Origin of the sequence: Arcanobacterium buesumense (assembly GCF_012563545.1) — a bacterium.
Lineage (GTDB): Bacteria > Actinomycetota > Actinomycetes > Actinomycetales > Actinomycetaceae > Arcanobacterium > Arcanobacterium buesumense.
The window spans coordinates 789569-806090 of sequence record NZ_CP050804.1; the positions used below are offsets into that span (position 1 = coordinate 789569).

Genomic DNA, 16522 nt, shown 5'->3' on the forward strand with positions numbered 1-16522 from the left:
ACTGAGAGAAAAATTAGCTAAGAACGAGTGTTGTTGCTTGCTCTTGTGCTCGGGTTAGGCGAGCTGCGACATCTTCCCAGTTTGCAATATTCCAGATGGCCTTCAAGTAATCAGCCTTAACGTTCAGGTAGTCAAGGTAGAAGGCGTGTTCCCACATGTCAACCATGAATAATGGAATGGTTACCGGAGGAACATTGCCCTGCTGATCGAAGAGCTGGAAGATGTTGAGTTTACCGGAGATAGTGTCATAAGCAAGCACTGCCCAGCCTGATCCTTGGATGCCTAGTGCAGCAGCGGTAAAGTGCTTTTGGAATGAATCAAAAGAGCCAAAAGAATCTTTAATGGCTTCAAGAAGTTCACCTTCGGGTTGGCCGCCACCGTTAGGGGAAAGGTTTTGCCAGAAGATTGAATGGTTAGTGTGTCCACCTAAGTTAAAGGCGAGATCTTTAGAGAGCTGGTTGATTTTAGACAGATCACCGGCTTCACGAGCGGCGGCTAAATTGGCAACGGCGTTATTGGCACCGGTCACGTAAGCAGCGTGGTGCTTATCATGATGCAGTTCCATAATCTTGCCGGAAATATGCGGTTCTAGTGCGGCGTAATCGTAGGGAAGCTCTGGAAGAGTATAAAGCGACATGTCTGTCTCCAATAATAGTTGTTCGGGACTTAAGTCCGTTGGTACATAAACTATTATGCACATTTCCGAGACTTAATGCGGGCAGATATTCCTAACAGTGAAATAAAACGACAAGATTATCTTTCCATTCTGGGTTTTCAATTAGTTCGCTGAGATGAAAGGACGTAGACTTAAGTGCAGAAAAGATGATATCTAGCCGGAGGTGGGCATGGATTCGCATGCAAAGGTGTTAGTCTACTCAGATAATCGTGATGTGCGTGAATCTGTTATGCGCGCTGTTGGGCGCAAAGTCCGTAGTAGTGGTGCAATGATCGAATGGGTAGAAGGCGCTACTGCCGAGGGAACTATCCTTAAGATTAAAGAAGCCCAAGAAGCAGATAAAAAATTTGATTTATTAATTCTTGACGCAGAAACTCCTAAACTTGGAGGCATCGGCTTAGGCAAGATGGTTCGAGACGAAATTGATGAAAGCATCCCTTATATTGTTCTCATCGCCCGTCCGCAAGATGAATGGTTGGCTCGGGTAGCTCGGCCAGAAAAGATTTTGCCTTATCCTATTGATGCAGCTGAACTCACAGCTGCGGTAGAGGACATTATCGGCTAGCCAGTCAACTCTTTAGATTATGCTTCCCGCAGTTTTAGCCAATCCTAGAAATATCGGGGAGCATAATTTTTGTCCGTGACCAATTTCTATCGCTAGGGCTTGTAGATAAGTGACATACACTAAACAGACACCGCCCCGCCACATTCCGGAAGATAAACAACGTAATCAATAACGAGCACTTCCCAGCAGTTAACCTGGCTACTGTTCGGCACTGCCGCAATAATTCTTCCAGCTTGAATAAGTGGATTCACTGATGCTTAATTAGTGGTCCCACCCGCTAACGCACGTAGAGACGTTCGCGTTCACACCGGGTGCTACAAAGCTGAATGCCGTGCAGATGACATGCTACCTAGTTTGACTCTTCTGAGTAAACGGTCCCAACATTTCGCGAATTCGGCGCTGCTTTTCTCCAGCAGTAAAGTAATGACAAGCCCGTTTGTAAATATTGCCTGATGCTCCTCTATAGAGCACTTCGTCATACAACCCGATAAAAGAATAGACTCCTGTTTAGCTAGAAGATGATCGGCTAACTGGGCATTTAATCGGCGATGGTGTGGAACTTGGGAGTGCGTTAATAGATCGCCAAGATAGGTTGCTCCTAGTACGGATAGCAGGGATAAAATACATGAAAAACATCCACAGTTACGCGGCATCGTCCAAGGCTCAACGTGAGGGAGACGTTGTTGCCTGGACGAAACGCGCTAACGCCGAAAGTTTATAGCGGGATGCCTGGGGTTAATCAAGAAGCTAAAACCTCAACAACCTCACCGCGAACGTTACCTCAGTGAGATCTGTTGCTAGATTGGTAAACAGTTAGTTGCTGGGGGACCAGAGTGCCTTGACAACGGCGATGAAATATTGGCTCGCTGGCATCAATACAACTGCCCGGTGAACGTAATAGTTTATGTGCCATAATGACGAGGTTATTTCACGCCTCCACCATAGTTTTGTGTCATTTACAACCGAGCGCCGTCGTCGTCTCTATCGTTTTCTACCGGCGCTTGTGCCAAGACAGCTCCAGCTCCTGAAATAAAAGCAAAGAAAGCCATCCCAAGCCATACTGGCTGAGGAAACTCAAGTAGATCGAAAAAACCGGCTAAACACACGATAATCAACACCCCGCACAATCCCCATAATGCTAAGGATAATCGGGGAAAGCCGGCGCGAGACTGCGGGTAGGCGGGTGGTAGCGTGGCCGGATCAAAATCCGCATCATTGTCACTCGGGCTCCAATCCCGTGGCCCGAAATGCCGCTTGGGCGGATCGAGAGAAATAAAATTTTGCCATTCGCGATCTGCATCCCACCCGGAAAGGTTGCCCAAATCATTATCTTCACGTGCCATAGTCCTAGCTTACAACCGGTAGACTAGTAGAGGAGAAGCGGGAGTAGCCCGCACCACACATGAGAGGAAGGATACGGATGTCTATCCGTCGCGTCGCAATTCTTACTGCAGGTGGTTTCGCACCATGCCTGTCCACCGCAGTTGGCGGTCTTATCGAGCACTACACCAAAGAGATCCCGGATGCAGAGATCATTGGATACCAGTACGGTTATCATGGTTTACTCACCGGAAACTTTATTGTTTTCGACGACGAAGCACGTGCTAACGCAGCTACATTGAAGAAGTTCGGTGGTTCACCAATCGGTAACTCCCGCGTCAAGCTCACTAACTCTCAAAACCTTGTGGAACGCGGTTTAATTAAGCCTGGCGAAAATGCACTTGAAGTGGCAGCAGAGCAGTTGCGTAAGGATGGCGTCGACGTTCTGCACACCATCGGTGGTGATGACACCAACACAACTGCTGCTGATCTCGCAGCATACCTTCACGAAAATGACTACGAACTGACTGTCGTTGGCCTACCAAAGACCATCGATAACGATATTGTTCCAATTCGTCAGTCCCTTGGTGCCTACACCGCAGCTGAAGAAGCTTCGAAGTTCGCACAAAATGTTATTGGCGAGCATCGCTCAAACCCACGTATGCTCATCATTCACGAAATTATGGGTCGTGCATGTGGTTACCTCACCGCTCAAGCTACCCAGTACTACCGTGAGTGGCTCGATGAGCAAGAGTGGGTTCCATCAGCTGGTTTATCCAAGGAACGTTGGGATGTTCACGCAATGTACATCCCAGAAATTACCTTCGATCTTGATGTTGAAGGCTCACGTTTGCGCAAGATTATGGATGAGCAGGGTAACGTTAACATCTTCCTTTCCGAAGGCGCTGGCGTGGAAGAAATCATTGAAGAAATGCTTGAAGATGGCATCGAGGTTGAACGTGACCCATTCGGTCACGTTAAGCTTGATACCATTAACCCAGGCCAATGGTTTGCAAACCAGTTTGCAAAGATCATCGGTGCAGAAAAGGTTATGGTTCAGAAGTCTGGTTACTTCTCACGTTCGGCTGCGTCTAATCCAAAGGATCTCGAGCTTATTGAGTCTATGGTTGAGTTGGCTGTTAAGTCTGCTCAGGAAGGCGTTTCCGGAGTTATTGGCCACGACGAAGAAGATAACGATACCTTGAAGGCAATCGATTTCAAGCGTATTGCTGGACACAAGGCATTTGATGTTTCTCAGCCATGGTTCCATGAAGTTATGGATGCTATCGGCCAAGAATGGGAGCCAAAGCCAGCTAAGTAATAGCTGAACAACGTATATTGGCCGGTCTTCGTCATTTTCCGGAAGGCCGGCCAATAATCATGACATGAACACCTAGAACAATGTGGAGAAATGACGAGTTTACATGGGCAATCAGGTAGATAAAAGAGATTTCTTGCCAGTATATCCTGATCCTCATGAGCTTTCTTGTGCGGTGAACCAGATTCGGCGAGCTCCAGATATTGTACAGGTCTCACATATCCGTCAGCTCCAAGAACAGCTTGCGCTTGCCGGGCAAGGCCAAGCCTTTATTGTTCAGGGTGGAGATTGTGCCGAGCGATTTTCAGATGCGACCCGCTATCATGTACGGGCTAAAATAGGTTCCTTACTTCAAACTGGCTTTATTATTAGTAGACTCAGCTCTCGTCCAGTAGTGCCAGTTGGGCGAATAGCCGGGCAATATGCTAAACCGCGAACGCATGAAACCGAACAACGAGATGGTATCGTTCTACCGTCGTACCGTGGTGATGCAATCAATTCACACGTTTTTACCTCCCAAGCCAGAACTCCAGACCCGCAGCGTCTCGTGCAAGCGATCGAAAGTGCTCAGACTGCTTATCGCTATATTAGGGAACTAGAAGTAACTGACTTTCTCTCTAACGCTCACGCGCTGGAATGGAATACATCTGGCTATCCTAGTCCGCAATACCAGCGATTCAACGAATTAGTTACGAGTGAATATGTAGATGGTGGGCCAAGAAACATTTATATTTCACACGAAGCGCTATTACCGTTCTATGAGCAAGCATTAACTGACCGTGAACACTGGAACAGAGGTGCTCATATGCTATGGGTTGGAGAGCGGACCCGATACGTAGAGAGCCCACAAATGGCGTATTTGGCTTCGATTAATAATCCTATTGGTGTCAAACTTGGGCCGAACGCATCAGGTTCTGACATCCATCAGATTATGGACATGCTCAATCCTCATGGCGTTCCAGGACGCCTAGTTTTTATCCCACGGATGGGTGTTTCTCGTATTAGGGAAAAGTTGCCAGAATTATTGGTTGCGGCACGTGAGAATGGCCGTCCAGTTACTTGGCTTGTTGATCCAATGCATGGCAATACTCAGACGATTGCGGGACGAAAAATTAGGTTTTTACCTGATATTATCTCTGAAATCGAGAAGTTTTTTCAGTTGTGTGCGCAATATGAAACTATCGCCGGTGGAATGCATATCGAGTTTTCTGGCCATAACGTAACGGAGATTGCCGATAGCTGTGATGACCTTAATTGGACGCATACTGTGGATCACCCACTGGTAGATCCACGGCTTAACCCACGCCAGCTATTGGAGGTGGCTTTTGCCGCTGGAAAGTTCATGGCTACACAACAGTAATTGTAATCGTAGTTCCAGGCTTAGCTTTTGTTCCGCCTTCTGGGTCTTGAAGACGCACTGTTCCAAAGAAACCACCAAGTATTTTTTCAACTTTGACTTCAAATCCGGCATTTTTCAAGGTAGTGAGCGCGTTTTGACTTTGTTGTCCAATGACGTTCGGTACTTCTACCAGCTTTGGCCCGAGCGAAACGGTAACGTGTACTTCATCTAGACGCAGCCCAGCAGAGTTAGCTTCTGGAGTTTGAGAGATGACGTTTCCTTCGGGAACGGTATCTGAGTATTCTTCAGTTAATACAAGGGTAAGTCCAAGATCGGCAAGCGTTTGTTCGAGTTCGCTACGTTTGACATCACTTAAATTAGGGATTTTCACAGGCGCTCGACCATCTGAAATAACGTAATGGATAGTCGCGTTGTGTGGGATGGAAGAATCTGGTTCCGGTTCTTGAGAGACGATATGGTCTTTCTCTACTGTATCGGAGTAGTTAGAAGTGTGGTCAATATCAGAAAAACCGGCGTCCTTGAGAGCCTGCTCGGCCTCTGCGGAAGTTAATCCAGCAAGCGAAGGAACCGTTAGGTGTTTGATGCCATCGGAGATACGAATCTTTACTTCAGTGTCTGGATGAATACGGCTACCTGCTATAGGGTCAGTTCCTATGATGGAGTCTCGCGCAATGTTGTCGGAAAACTCATGCGTTACTGAGGTGTGAAATCCCTGTTTTTCAAGTGTTTCTTGGGCCTGTGCTAGCGACATAGCTGAGACATCAGCGAGGGTAACGCGTAAGCCAGGGCCGTAGAGGAAATACCAGCCAGTAGTTCCGGTCAGAGCGAGTAATAAAAGGAAGAGAGCAGTGAAAAGTGGCCACCGTCGACGACGTCGAGTCTTCGACGTCGATGAGGAAACAGAAGCTGGACGGGTAACAGCGGTAAGTTTTTGTGTGTTAGCTGCAGGCTGGTCTATTACCGGATTAGTGAGTTGCTGGGTTGTTGCAGAAGTGCCTGTCTCTTTGACTTGTTGTGGGAAAACAGGAATACGGCGAATAGCAATGTCACTAGGGATTGATTCGGTAATATCTTCGAGCGCATCAAGTGCTGCCTGGCCATTTTGTGGGCGTTTTTGTGGATCTTTGGCTGTGAAAAGACGGATTAAGGAATCGATACTAGCCGGAATCCAATCAGCTAAGTCACTGAGCTGTGGCACTTGGTCATGGGCGTGTTGATAAGCGATCGCGAGGGGTGTCTCACCGGTGAATGGTAAAGAACCAGCAATAAGTTCATAGAGCATAATGCCAGTTGCGTAAATATCGGTGGCTGGTCCGGCAGTGCCAGCAGTGACAAGCTCAGGAGCAACGTATCCGACGGTGCCAAGGACTGTTGCTGTTTGGGTAGATTTTGACGCGGCGCGTGCTAAACCGAAGTCGGCAACTTGTGCATTGATTGTTGGTTGCGAGATAACTGCGGAGATATCAAGTGGTTGGGTTAATAAAATATTTTCCGGTTTAACGTCACGGTGAACAATATCGGCGCTATGTGCAATCGCCAGTGCTTGGAGTACCTGCTTAATGATTGTTAGCGCCATTCCTATCGGCAAGGAGCCATTAGCGTTCAATTCAGAGCGCAGGTCTGGTCCAGAGACAAGTTGCATAACAAGATAAGGTAGATCACCAAGTGGAGTTTGTGCTACCCCTTGATCGTAGACGTTGACTACGTGTGGGCTGGTAAGTTTAGCGGCGGAACGCGCTTCTTGGATAAAACGTTCAACAAAATCTGGTTGTTCAGCTAAATGAGAGTGAATGATTTTTACTGCTACATCACGGTCTAGACGGTTATCGTGAGCACGATAAACGCTGGCCATGCCACCGCGGGCTAGGCGTGAGGTGATACGGTAACGTCCTTCGATAGCAACGTTGAGTAATGGATCTAGATTCACATCTTTTAGGATATCTGCAAAAGCCGGTCACGTGGGTGGCCGGCTTTTGCGTGTCGGGTGGGAATGCTCTTAGAACCGAGCCATGGCAGCTTTTATTTTTGCTACATATGCAACGGTGTCTGGACGCATGCCATAGCGTTTGACGCCACCGAGCCCTTGATAGTAACCAGCAACAGCTTGGTCGAAGTTGTCAGCGTTATTATGCAAGTAGCGAATAATAGCTATGCCAGCAACGACGTTATCATGCGGATCAAGGAGGTTGAGTTCGCGTCCAACCATCGTTCCTGCCCATGAACCTGAGGAAGGGATAACCTGCATGGTGCCGATAGCATTGGCGGGTGATACAGCGCTTGCATCGAAGCCAGATTCGATATAGGCATGTGCTAAAGCAAGGCGTGGGTCAACGCCCATCTGAGCTGCGGTCTGGCGAATAATGCGTTGCATTTCTTCACGAGAGGGCAGAGTTTGGTTGATGAGCACATTTTTATTGTCATTGGCGGCGTCCACAACTTCATCTGCGTAGGTATATCCAGGGAAGTTATTTTCCACGAGTCGTTTTTTAGTAGATATTTGGGTTTGAAGTGTTGGTGTTGGTGCTGGAGTTGCGTTGATGGAGAGTTGTTGGCCGGGGTAAATAAGATTTGGGTTTGAAATATTGTTTGCGGCAACTAGGTGGGCGACGGTGGTACCTAACTTGTGTGCGATAGCTCCCAAGGTATCTCCAGATTGAACCGTGTAAGTAGTTGAGGACGGTGCTGGGGTTGCTGCAGGTGCTGGAGCTGGGGTTGGAGCCGGGGCTGGTGCTGGGGCTGGGGCTGGAGTTGCGTTGATGGAGAGTTGTTGGCCGGGGTAAATAAGATTTGGGTTTGAAATATTGTTTGCGGCAACTAGGTGGGCGACGGTGGTACCTAACTTGTGTGCGATAGCTCCCAAGGTATCTCCAGATTGAACCGTGTAAGTAGTTGAGGACGGTGCTGGGGTTGTCTTTGGAGCGGCATGTGTTACTGGAGTGATATCTTTAATGACTGGGGACTGGACTGGTAATAGTAGGCGTTGTCCGATGCGAATAAGTGCAGTCGAGTCAAGATTATTAGTACGAATAATGTCTGCCATAGGTATGCCGGTACGTTGCGAAATGCCCCAGACAGTATCGCCTGTGCGTACTTGATATGTCATGGTTAGCGTTTGTGGAGATTTATTTTCCTGAATAGGTGATTTTTGTGGTGTGGTTGCCGGTTGCGCCTGAGCAGCTGAAGCAACGGTTGGTGATAAAAGGGTGACCGCAGTTGCAGTTGCGAGCGCGGCGTTTGATCGCGACATCCACGTGGACATAAATCCTCCAGAAATAACACATCTGTTACAAATGTTAAAGATGATGTTGTTGATGAAATTGTTATAATTGAGCTTAGTGGAATGTTCAGCGTGTCGCCACTCTTTTTTCAATATGTGAGCTATCATTGGCGCGTGAATAATGTATGTGCGTACGGCGAATGGCTATCTATTCCTGAAGTAGCCGATATTTTAAATCTTCAACAACGCGATGTGCGTGCTGCGCTCGATCGCCATGAGCTCATCGCTGTTCGGCGTGGGCAACATAATGCTCTGGCAATTCATTGTGAACAATTGGTAGAGGAAGATGGAAAGATCCAGATACTACCTGCACTTCATGGGACTGTTGTAGCTCTTCATGACGCTGGTTTCACAGACAACGAAGCTCTTGATTGGTTACTGCGAGATGAACCTGAGCTGGAAATGACTCCGCTAGCCGCTTTGCATTCTGGTAATATTCACGCAGTTCGTCGGATTATTATCGGTTTAGCGTTCTAACTTTTCGTCGTCGTCTTTTAGAAGCGACGATCCATGAGTTCAGTTGCTAGTTGACGTAAGATCCCGGCATTTTCTGGCATCTGTGCTAGTGCTCGATCTTCCCGTTCGCTAATTAGTTTCTCATGCTGTTGATATGCGCCAGAAGAATGGATGATTTCTTTAATCTTGGCGACTTCTGTGTTGTTTAGCGATTGGCCAAGGTGATCGTCGATAAAAGCGCGTTCGGTAGGCGAACATAACGAACGAGTTAACGCCAACAAAACGGTGCGTTTACCTTCGGTAATATCACTACCGGCCGGTTTTCCGGTAATCGACGGCTCGCCGAAAATACCTAATTCGTCGTCGCGGAGTTGGAATGCTTCGCCCAGCGGTCGAGTTACGAGAGAAAGCTGGGCCAGATCTGCGTCATTCGCCCCCGCCAGCGCGGCTCCGAGGAGTACGGGTAATTCGATGGAATATCGGGCAGATTTGTGTAGGAGCACCAAAAAAGCGTCGGTTATTGCGCCTTGAAAATTATTCTCAACGGCAGTAAATTCCGCCCGCATATCCATGTATTGGCCAAATGCTGTTTCAGCACTCATTGCATGAAAAAGACTGGTTGCTCGCCGATAAGCGTGGTCAGTAGCGTCTTGCCTTGCAAATTCTTCTCCCGCTAATGAAAGTAAATAATCTCCCAACAGTAAACCGGCATGGTGCCCAAAGGTTTCTTGTTGACCGGTAAAACTATGAGTATTGTGGACGCGTTCAAAAAGTCGATGCGCTGAGCTAATGCCACGCCGAGTATCAGCAGCATCAATAATGTCATCATGGACAAGCGCCGAAGCTTGATATAGCTCAACTGCAACTGCAGCTGGCAAAGGGAGTTCGCGTGCAGTGGGGGCAATGGTTTGATAACCACCAGCTACACATAGTGCCCGGATTCGCTTACCGCCTGAGCTCAGTAACTGAGCAGGTTCAATAAACTCAGCAAAGAGTTCCTTACCACGCGGATCTTCAATAAACGACGGAGTCGCAGTAAGTAATGCTATTAAACGAGCAGATACTGCATCGCGAAAATTAGAAAAGACCATAGTAAAAGACTACCGGGTTGTCCACAATCAAGGCTACTTTATGTTCTTTCCACAGACTTGGGAGTAGGACAGCTACGTAGGTGGGGAAATTGATTGACTAGAAGTATGAAAAGACCACTGATGAAAAGCCTAGCTGAAAGCCTAGTACTTGCACCTCGAATGCTGCGAACGGATGCCGCTGGCGTGCTACTTGTGTGCGCGATCGCAGATCAAACCGAGGGGTATATGATTACCGCAATTGCGCGTGTTGATCTCGCTCTTGATAATGCTGTGCATCATGTTGCGAGCGACTTAGCGGATTTTTTCGTAGATACTCACCCAGATCGTGTGTGTCTGTGTTGGCTGACTACTGAACATGAGCTACACAATGAAGAATCTGTCCAACGAACACGTGTAGCGTCGATTCTCCGTGAACTTTGTGTGTTAATTGAGCAGTCTCCACACTTATTGACAACGGAGATAACAACTTTCTATACCGATCGGCAAAAATGGGGAGAACTTACTCTTAAAACAGGTGTATTGACCTCCGTAGGACAATTAGCCCCTTACTCTCGTCTCTTGGAAACGCCGCTCGCTTGTGAGCTGATGCTCGAAGAAAATGAGCCTGCCGAGGGCATATGGGGGCGCGTCGCATTTCGACGTCGAAAACTTAGTAGCGATGCAGAAAAGCGTTATCGGGATGATCCCGATGATGTCCACGGGCGCCTTTTATGGGCTAATACATTAAAGAAAGTGCAGGTTGATTTTCCTGATTTACTGCCTCATCGTACTGTTCATTTTCTTGGAGGTACAGATCGGATAGGTAAACTTAATGCGGCATTGCACGATGCCGAAATCCGCGATCGCATCCTATTGTGGGTTGTTACTGGGAAGAAGATACAAGAAGATGTTGAGTGGGAGAACTGCTATTCATTCATGCGGCAAGCATCTATGAATGAAGAAGTTATCCAGCGGGCACGGCAAGCTATTAGAGTTCTCAATGCCTGTGGAAGCTTTTCCGCAGATGATTCCCCATGCGCGTATGGCACAATCGCCTACATATACTGGTGGTTAGGTGAAACCCAATCTGCTTCTACTGCAGCGAAAATGTCGCTCTGCTCTGACTCGTCATATCGGATGGCTAATCTAATAACCGCCATTCTTGGAGCTCGTATTATGCCGCCATGGATGAAGTAGTCACAAATCTGGTTGGAAATTGTGAAAAAAATTAGTTAGCGTGTAGATTTTCAGGAGACGAGTAGTATTTAATATATTGGTAGGGGTGAGGGAGCATATGAGCGTTATTGTGCCTATTGGACAGCAAGAACGGTATGAAGCTATTCTCCAGCGCGGGATAGCTTTTGCGCAAGACCACGATATGACGCTTATTGTTCTACTGTCACGTTCATTAACTCAGTATTCGCAAGAGCAGATTGATTATGATGTTGATACGCTAACGGATAAGTTGGAACAGGCAGATGTTGCATTCGAGATCATTACACGCTTAGATGACACTGATTTAGCAACGACGATTCGTGAAACGGCGCTGGAACACAATGCTGTTCTTATCATTACATCGCTAGCCCCGAAACCGTCACACGGTTCGTATCAACTTGGAACTCAAGTCCAAAAACTTTTGGTTGATGCTCCCTGTGAAGTGTTGATTATGCGAGATGTAATCAACACCTGACCCTAGCTAATGGCTTAGATACAAATAAAAGTCATTGTTTCATAGAATATTTTAAGAACAAATGACGTTCTATTAGCGTGCCTGATGCGAACTATATGCTGTGCTCGGGCTATAATGTAAAAGCTTATCGGCTTTTGCCTCCGTACGAAAGGTATCACGTGGCTGTTTCTTCCCGTCCCTCTGAAAATCTCCAAAAGTATTTAGATACATCGGAGCTTGCTAAGTATCGGGTGCCTGAACTGAAAAAAATTGCCTCAGATCTGGGCCTGTCCATACCTTCGAAAGCTGTCAAGGCAACATACATTGACCAGATCGCCGAATACGCTGCAGATACGTTAAAGGACAGCACGGCTGCGGCAAATGAAGAGACACAACAGGCTACTAAAACAAATAAGTCAGCAACAAAAGCTACTTCCTCAAAAGTGTCTGTGAAAAATGCGGACACAAAAATAGCTTCTCCAGCTGATTCATCAACACTTGATGGCGAATCTGAAAGTGCTGAGGAACTCGATGATGATCTTCAAACACCAGATGAGCCCGAAGCTCTCGAAGAAGAAGATGTGGATCTAGAAGTAGAAGATCTCGATGTTGCTGATGAAGAAGTTGACGACGAAGATCCTGACGTGACCGCTTCAAGCGCTGAAGAAATCGACGAAGACGAGGAACAAGAAACTGTTAAAGAAACAACAGCGAAACGTTCTGGTGCATTCATTGTTCGTGACTCTGATGATACTGATGAACCTGTTCAACGAGTCCATGTTGCTGGCGCAACCGCTGATCCTGTCAAGGATTATCTCAAGCAAATTGGTAAAGTTGCGTTGTTAAACGCCGAAGAAGAAGTTGAACTTGCTAAGCGTATTGAAGCTGGCCTTTTTGCACAGCATATTCTAGATACCACCGAGATCGAGGATGTTCGCCATCGGCGGGAACTTGAAATTATTTCCAGAGACGGTCAAAAAGCGAAAAACCATTTATTGGAAGCAAATTTACGTCTAGTTGTATCCTTGGCTAAGCGTTATACCGGGCGGGGCATGCTTTTCCTCGATCTTATCCAAGAAGGAAACCTTGGTTTAGTGCGCGCAGTTGAAAAATTTGACTACGCAAAGGGATACAAGTTCTCAACTTATGCGACTTGGTGGATCCGTCAAGCAATTACTCGCGCGATGGCTGATCAAGCTCGAACAATTCGTATTCCGGTTCACATGGTTGAAGTCATTAATAAGCTCGCCCGTGTACAACGCCAGATGCTTCAAGATCTTGGGCGCGAACCAACTGTGGAAGAACTTGCGCATGAACTTGATATGACTGAAGAAAAAGTGATTGAAGTTCAAAAGTACGGTCGTGAACCAATTTCACTTCATACCCCGCTCGGTGAAGATGGGGATTCTGAATTTGGTGATCTTATTGAGGATTCAGAAGCGGTTGTGCCTGCTGATGCAGTTGGTTTTACTCTTTTGCAAGAACAACTTCATCAAGTTCTTGATACGTTATCTGAACGCGAAGCCGGTGTTGTGTCGATGCGTTTCGGCCTTACTGATGGCCAGCCAAAGACACTGGATGAAATTGGTAAAGTCTACGGTGTTACGCGTGAACGAATCCGTCAGATTGAATCAAAGACGATGTCGAAGTTACGCCACCCATCGCGTTCCCAAGTTCTGCGTGACTACCTCGACTAAAATAACACCTTAATTTGTGCTGAAACGGGCATGCCAGGGGCATGCCCGTTTCCATTCTGCAGGCAAAATGACATTGCCCTGACGATTACGTGCATAATCAGCAATTCGTTGGCCAGATTCTTCCGCTGCGAAATAAAACTGAAATAGTTCTGAACACGTTAAAGCATCAGCTAGTGCGCGATGTGCGACCGGCGTTTCAATTCCCAGCCGACCAGCTAGACCAAGCAAGGAGTGGGATCCGTCCGAACAATAAATTCGAGATTGATCCATTGTGCATACTGCATTTTCACGTAAGAAAGAATACGGCGTAGCTGCACGAGTGAGTTCAGCGTTAAGGAATCCAAGATCGAATGGTGCATTATGCGCAACAAGAATATGCCCATCGAGAATTCCGATAAGCGATCCGATAATGTCTGTAAAAAAGGGGGCGTTAGATAGCATCTCGTCACTTATATGGTGTATATGCTGTGCAGAAACAGGCCGGGCAGGATTAACTAAAGTATGGAATGTTGTTTCCAGAGCTAAGGAGTCATCCAAAACGGCCACGCCAACTTCAATGATCCTATCGGTTGTCGGATCAAGTCCGGTTGTTTCTACATCAATAGCTGCATACGGCATGTTCTTTCCCCTCCTCGCCTAACACTACGATGATTTTGCCTGACGCGAAAGTTGTCTAGTTATAGGTGAAAGCTCGACGTATACATGACATCATAGGGAACATGACAACATTAATTGAAGAAACAACACGCACTACCTTCACGGCCGCAGATCGATGTGATGCCTGCGGAGCCCAAGCCTACGTTCGTGTAGATATGGCCGCTGGCTCGCTTATGTTTTGTGCGCATCACGCGCGCAAGTACAATGCCAAGCTTAGTGAAGTCGCGTTGTCAATCGTTGATGAATCCGAAAAAGTAGCTCGATAAAAAGACATAGGGCAAGGCACGTGCGATCAACTTCGCACGTGCCTTGCCCTATGTGAGAGTGAATAACCGCTAGAATAACAATCGTGCTGCATAGTAAAGAAGAATATACCGCTCGTCATTTGTCTGTCCTTGAAGGACTTGAAGCTGTCCGGAAACGTCCTGGAATGTACATTGGTTCCACGGATTCGCGTGGACTTATGCACTGTGCCTGGGAGATTATCGATAATGCAGTCGATGAAGCAACTGAAGGTTACGCGTCAACTATCTCCATTACGCTTCACAGCGATAAATCTGTTGAAGTCAGTGACGATGGCCGGGGTATTCCAGTCGATGAAGTACCGGGAACAGGAGCTTCTGGCGTTGAGGTTGTTTATACTAAACTCCACGCTGGTGGAAAATTCGGTGGTGGCTCATATTCGTCTTCCGGCGGTCTACATGGCGTCGGTGCCTCAGTAGTTAATGCATTATCACAACGTCTAGATGTGGCAGTAAACCGCAACGGTAAAGTCCACGAGATTTCCTTCCAACGTGGTGAGCCCGGAACGTTTGCAGATAACGGTGAGCCACGACCAGATGCTCCCTTCACTCCAGCAACCGAAGAATCAAGTCTACGAGTGACTGGAAAAGTTGCAAAAAAGACGACTGGTACGCGGGTACGGTACTGGTATGATCCGCAGATTTTTCCCGCCGATTCAGAATTTTCGTATGATGCTCTTATTGAACGCGTGCGAGAAAAAGCATTTTTAGTTCCGGGTCTACTCATCCGTGTTCAAGATGCGCGTAGAGAAGATGTAGTTGAAGAAGTCTTTAAATATGACGGTGGGGTAGTGGACTTCGTTGAATACCTAGCTAGTGACCCGGCGGTCACATCAACAATGCATCTTACCGGCGAAGGCTCTTTCAATGAGACTGTTCAAGTTCTTGATAAAAAGTCTGGCCACTTAACGGCAACTGATGCCGAACGAACCTGTACCGTTGATATTGCACTACGCTGGGGTAGTGGGTATGACACGATTGAAGAATCTTTTGTCAATATTATTGCTACTCCCAAAGGTGGCACACATGTTGCCGGTTTTGAACAAGGATTAGTCAAAGTAATACGTAGTGCTATCGAGCAAAAAGCGCGTCAACTCAAAGTTACTGCGCGTGATCCACGGATTGAAAAAGACGATATTCTCGCTGGCCTAAGTGCCGTAATTGCAGTGCGATTCCCAGAGCCACAGTTTGAAGGACAAACAAAAGAAATCCTTGGCACTGCACCTATTCGCGCTATTGTTGCAAAAGTCGTCGAGTCAGAACTCACTGCGATTCTAGCTTCAACAAAGCGAGACCAGAAAACTGAAAACTCACGGTTATTAGAAAAAATTGTTGCAGAGATGCGTGCTCGAATAGCAGCTCGCACGCAAAAAGAAATATCACGCCGAAAGAATGCCTTAGAGACCTCGTCGTTGCCAGCCAAACTTGCCGACTGCCGATCAGAAGACGTCGAACGTTCCGAACTGTTCATCGTCGAAGGCGATTCTGCGCTCGGAACAGCAAAACTCGCAAGGAACTCGGAATTTCAAGCACTTTTGCCGATCCGCGGAAAAATTCTTAATGTGCAAAAAGCCGCGCCAGCAGATATTTTGAAAAACCAAGAAGTTTCCTCGATTATTCAAGTCATTGGCGCTGGCTCAGGACGAACATTTGATTTAGATGCAGCTCGATACGGCAAGGTTATTTTTATGACCGATGCGGACGTTGATGGCGCCCATATTCGCACCTTGCTCCTGACACTGTTTTTCCGTTACATGCGCCCACTTGTTGAGGCAGGACGAGTTTATGCTGCAGTGCCGCCGCTACATCGAATAGAAGTCAGTGGTCAAGGCCGGCGTAAAGGAGAATATATTTACACCTATTCAGATGCTCAGCTAAAACAAGAACTCGCCAAATTAGAACGCGCAAAACGCACTTATAAAGAGCCAATACAGCGTTATAAGGGATTGGGCGAAATGGATGCGGATCAATTAGCTGAAACTACGATGGATCCTACCCATCGCTCCTTACGTCGTATTGCGATGGCAGATGAAGCATCTCTACGTTACGCTGAAGAAACATTCGAATTGTTGATGGGGTCAGATGTTGCTCCTCGAAAAGAATTCATTATTGACGGTGCTTCTCAAATTACACGTGACCAGATTGATGTTTAGGA

At 47.1% G+C, this 16522-nt stretch carries 16 protein-coding genes and 1 pseudogene; 9 read left to right on the plus strand and 8 right to left on the minus strand.

Going from position 1 to position 16522, the window contains the following annotated elements; all coding sequences use genetic code 11:
* Positions 1-13: 13 nt before the first annotated feature.
* The gene (locus HC352_RS03565; protein ID WP_168917611.1) at positions 14-637 is read right to left on the minus strand and encodes a superoxide dismutase; all 624 of its coding nucleotides are present in this window, start codon (positions 635-637) and stop codon (positions 14-16) included.
* Between the two features lie 208 nt (positions 638-845).
* Between HC352_RS03565 and HC352_RS03570 the strand changes: the two genes are divergently transcribed.
* Entirely contained in the window at positions 846-1241 is a 396-nt protein-coding gene (locus HC352_RS03570) for a response regulator transcription factor (protein WP_168917612.1), read from the plus strand.
* 119 nt (positions 1242-1360) lie between these two features.
* On the opposite strand, the gene HC352_RS09105 is transcribed toward HC352_RS03570, so the two are convergent.
* The 3 genes and pseudogenes from HC352_RS09105 to HC352_RS03575 all read right to left on the minus strand — a co-directional run bounded on the left by HC352_RS09105 (position 1361) and on the right by HC352_RS03575 (position 2584).
* Positions 1361-1492 (minus strand): hypothetical protein, encoded by a 132-nt coding sequence (locus tag HC352_RS09105; RefSeq protein WP_256367959.1) that lies wholly within the window; start codon positions 1490-1492, stop codon positions 1361-1363.
* A gap of 94 nt (positions 1493-1586) precedes the next feature.
* Positions 1587-1736: pseudogene (locus HC352_RS09285) on the minus strand (hypothetical protein); the annotation flags it as partial.
* Between the two features lie 461 nt (positions 1737-2197).
* A complete protein-coding gene (locus tag HC352_RS03575) occupies positions 2198-2584 on the minus strand; it encodes a hypothetical protein (RefSeq protein WP_168917613.1) in 387 nt (128 codons plus the stop codon).
* A gap of 77 nt (positions 2585-2661) precedes the next feature.
* Between HC352_RS03575 and HC352_RS03580 the strand changes: the two genes are divergently transcribed.
* Both HC352_RS03580 and HC352_RS03585 read left to right on the plus strand, forming a co-directional pair.
* Positions 2662-3882 (plus strand): pyrophosphate--fructose-6-phosphate 1-phosphotransferase, encoded by a 1221-nt coding sequence (locus HC352_RS03580; RefSeq protein WP_168917614.1) that lies wholly within the window; start codon positions 2662-2664, stop codon positions 3880-3882.
* Between the two features lie 103 nt (positions 3883-3985).
* Entirely contained in the window at positions 3986-5239 is a 1254-nt protein-coding gene (locus HC352_RS03585; RefSeq protein ID WP_168917615.1) for a 3-deoxy-7-phosphoheptulonate synthase, read from the plus strand.
* On the opposite strand, the gene pknB is transcribed toward HC352_RS03585, so the two are convergent.
* Positions 5226-7166, minus strand: a complete 1941-nt coding sequence (gene pknB, locus HC352_RS03590) for a Stk1 family PASTA domain-containing Ser/Thr kinase (protein WP_168917616.1) — start codon at positions 7164-7166, stop codon at positions 5226-5228. The genes HC352_RS03585 and pknB overlap by 14 nt on opposite strands.
* Before the next feature lie 69 nt (positions 7167-7235).
* A complete protein-coding gene (locus HC352_RS03595) occupies positions 7236-8498 on the minus strand; it encodes a lytic transglycosylase domain-containing protein (RefSeq protein WP_168917617.1) in 1263 nt (420 codons plus the stop codon).
* A 132-nt stretch (positions 8499-8630) separates the two neighbouring features.
* Here HC352_RS03595 and HC352_RS03600 point away from each other — a divergent pair, with 132 nt between their 5' ends.
* Positions 8631-8993: an Rv2175c family DNA-binding protein gene (locus HC352_RS03600; RefSeq protein ID WP_247645226.1), complete on the plus strand. Its 363-nt coding sequence runs from the start codon at positions 8631-8633 to the stop codon at positions 8991-8993.
* Positions 8994-9010: 17 nt separating this feature from the next.
* Here HC352_RS03600 and HC352_RS03605 read toward each other — a convergent pair whose 3' ends face one another.
* The gene (locus HC352_RS03605; protein WP_168917619.1) at positions 9011-10063 is read right to left on the minus strand and encodes a polyprenyl synthetase family protein; all 1053 of its coding nucleotides are present in this window, start codon (positions 10061-10063) and stop codon (positions 9011-9013) included.
* Between the two features lie 120 nt (positions 10064-10183).
* On the opposite strand from HC352_RS03605, the gene HC352_RS03610 reads away from it, so the two are divergent.
* The 3 genes from HC352_RS03610 to HC352_RS03620 all read left to right on the plus strand — a co-directional run bounded on the left by HC352_RS03610 (position 10184) and on the right by HC352_RS03620 (position 13408).
* Complete coding sequence (locus tag HC352_RS03610; RefSeq protein ID WP_211080710.1) at positions 10184-11239, plus strand: DUF4192 family protein; 1056 nt, start codon at positions 10184-10186, stop codon at positions 11237-11239.
* 97 nt (positions 11240-11336) lie between these two features.
* On the plus strand, positions 11337-11732 hold the full coding sequence (locus HC352_RS03615) for a universal stress protein (RefSeq protein WP_168917621.1): 396 nt from the start codon (positions 11337-11339) through the stop codon (positions 11730-11732).
* Positions 11733-11890: 158 nt separating this feature from the next.
* A complete protein-coding gene (locus HC352_RS03620; RefSeq protein ID WP_168917622.1) occupies positions 11891-13408 on the plus strand; it encodes an RNA polymerase sigma factor in 1518 nt (505 codons plus the stop codon).
* 9 nt (positions 13409-13417) lie between these two features.
* Here the strand turns inward: HC352_RS03620 and HC352_RS03625 are convergent, their stop codons facing one another.
* Complete coding sequence (locus HC352_RS03625) at positions 13418-14026, minus strand: 3'-5' exonuclease (RefSeq protein ID WP_168917623.1); 609 nt, start codon at positions 14024-14026, stop codon at positions 13418-13420.
* 101 nt (positions 14027-14127) lie between these two features.
* Here HC352_RS03625 and HC352_RS03630 point away from each other — a divergent pair, with 101 nt between their 5' ends.
* A complete protein-coding gene (locus HC352_RS03630) occupies positions 14128-14331 on the plus strand; it encodes a DUF7455 domain-containing protein (RefSeq protein ID WP_168917624.1) in 204 nt (67 codons plus the stop codon).
* Between the two features lie 83 nt (positions 14332-14414).
* A complete protein-coding gene (locus tag HC352_RS03635; protein ID WP_211080711.1) occupies positions 14415-16520 on the plus strand; it encodes a DNA gyrase/topoisomerase IV subunit B in 2106 nt (701 codons plus the stop codon).
* Positions 16521-16522 lie beyond the last annotated feature (2 nt).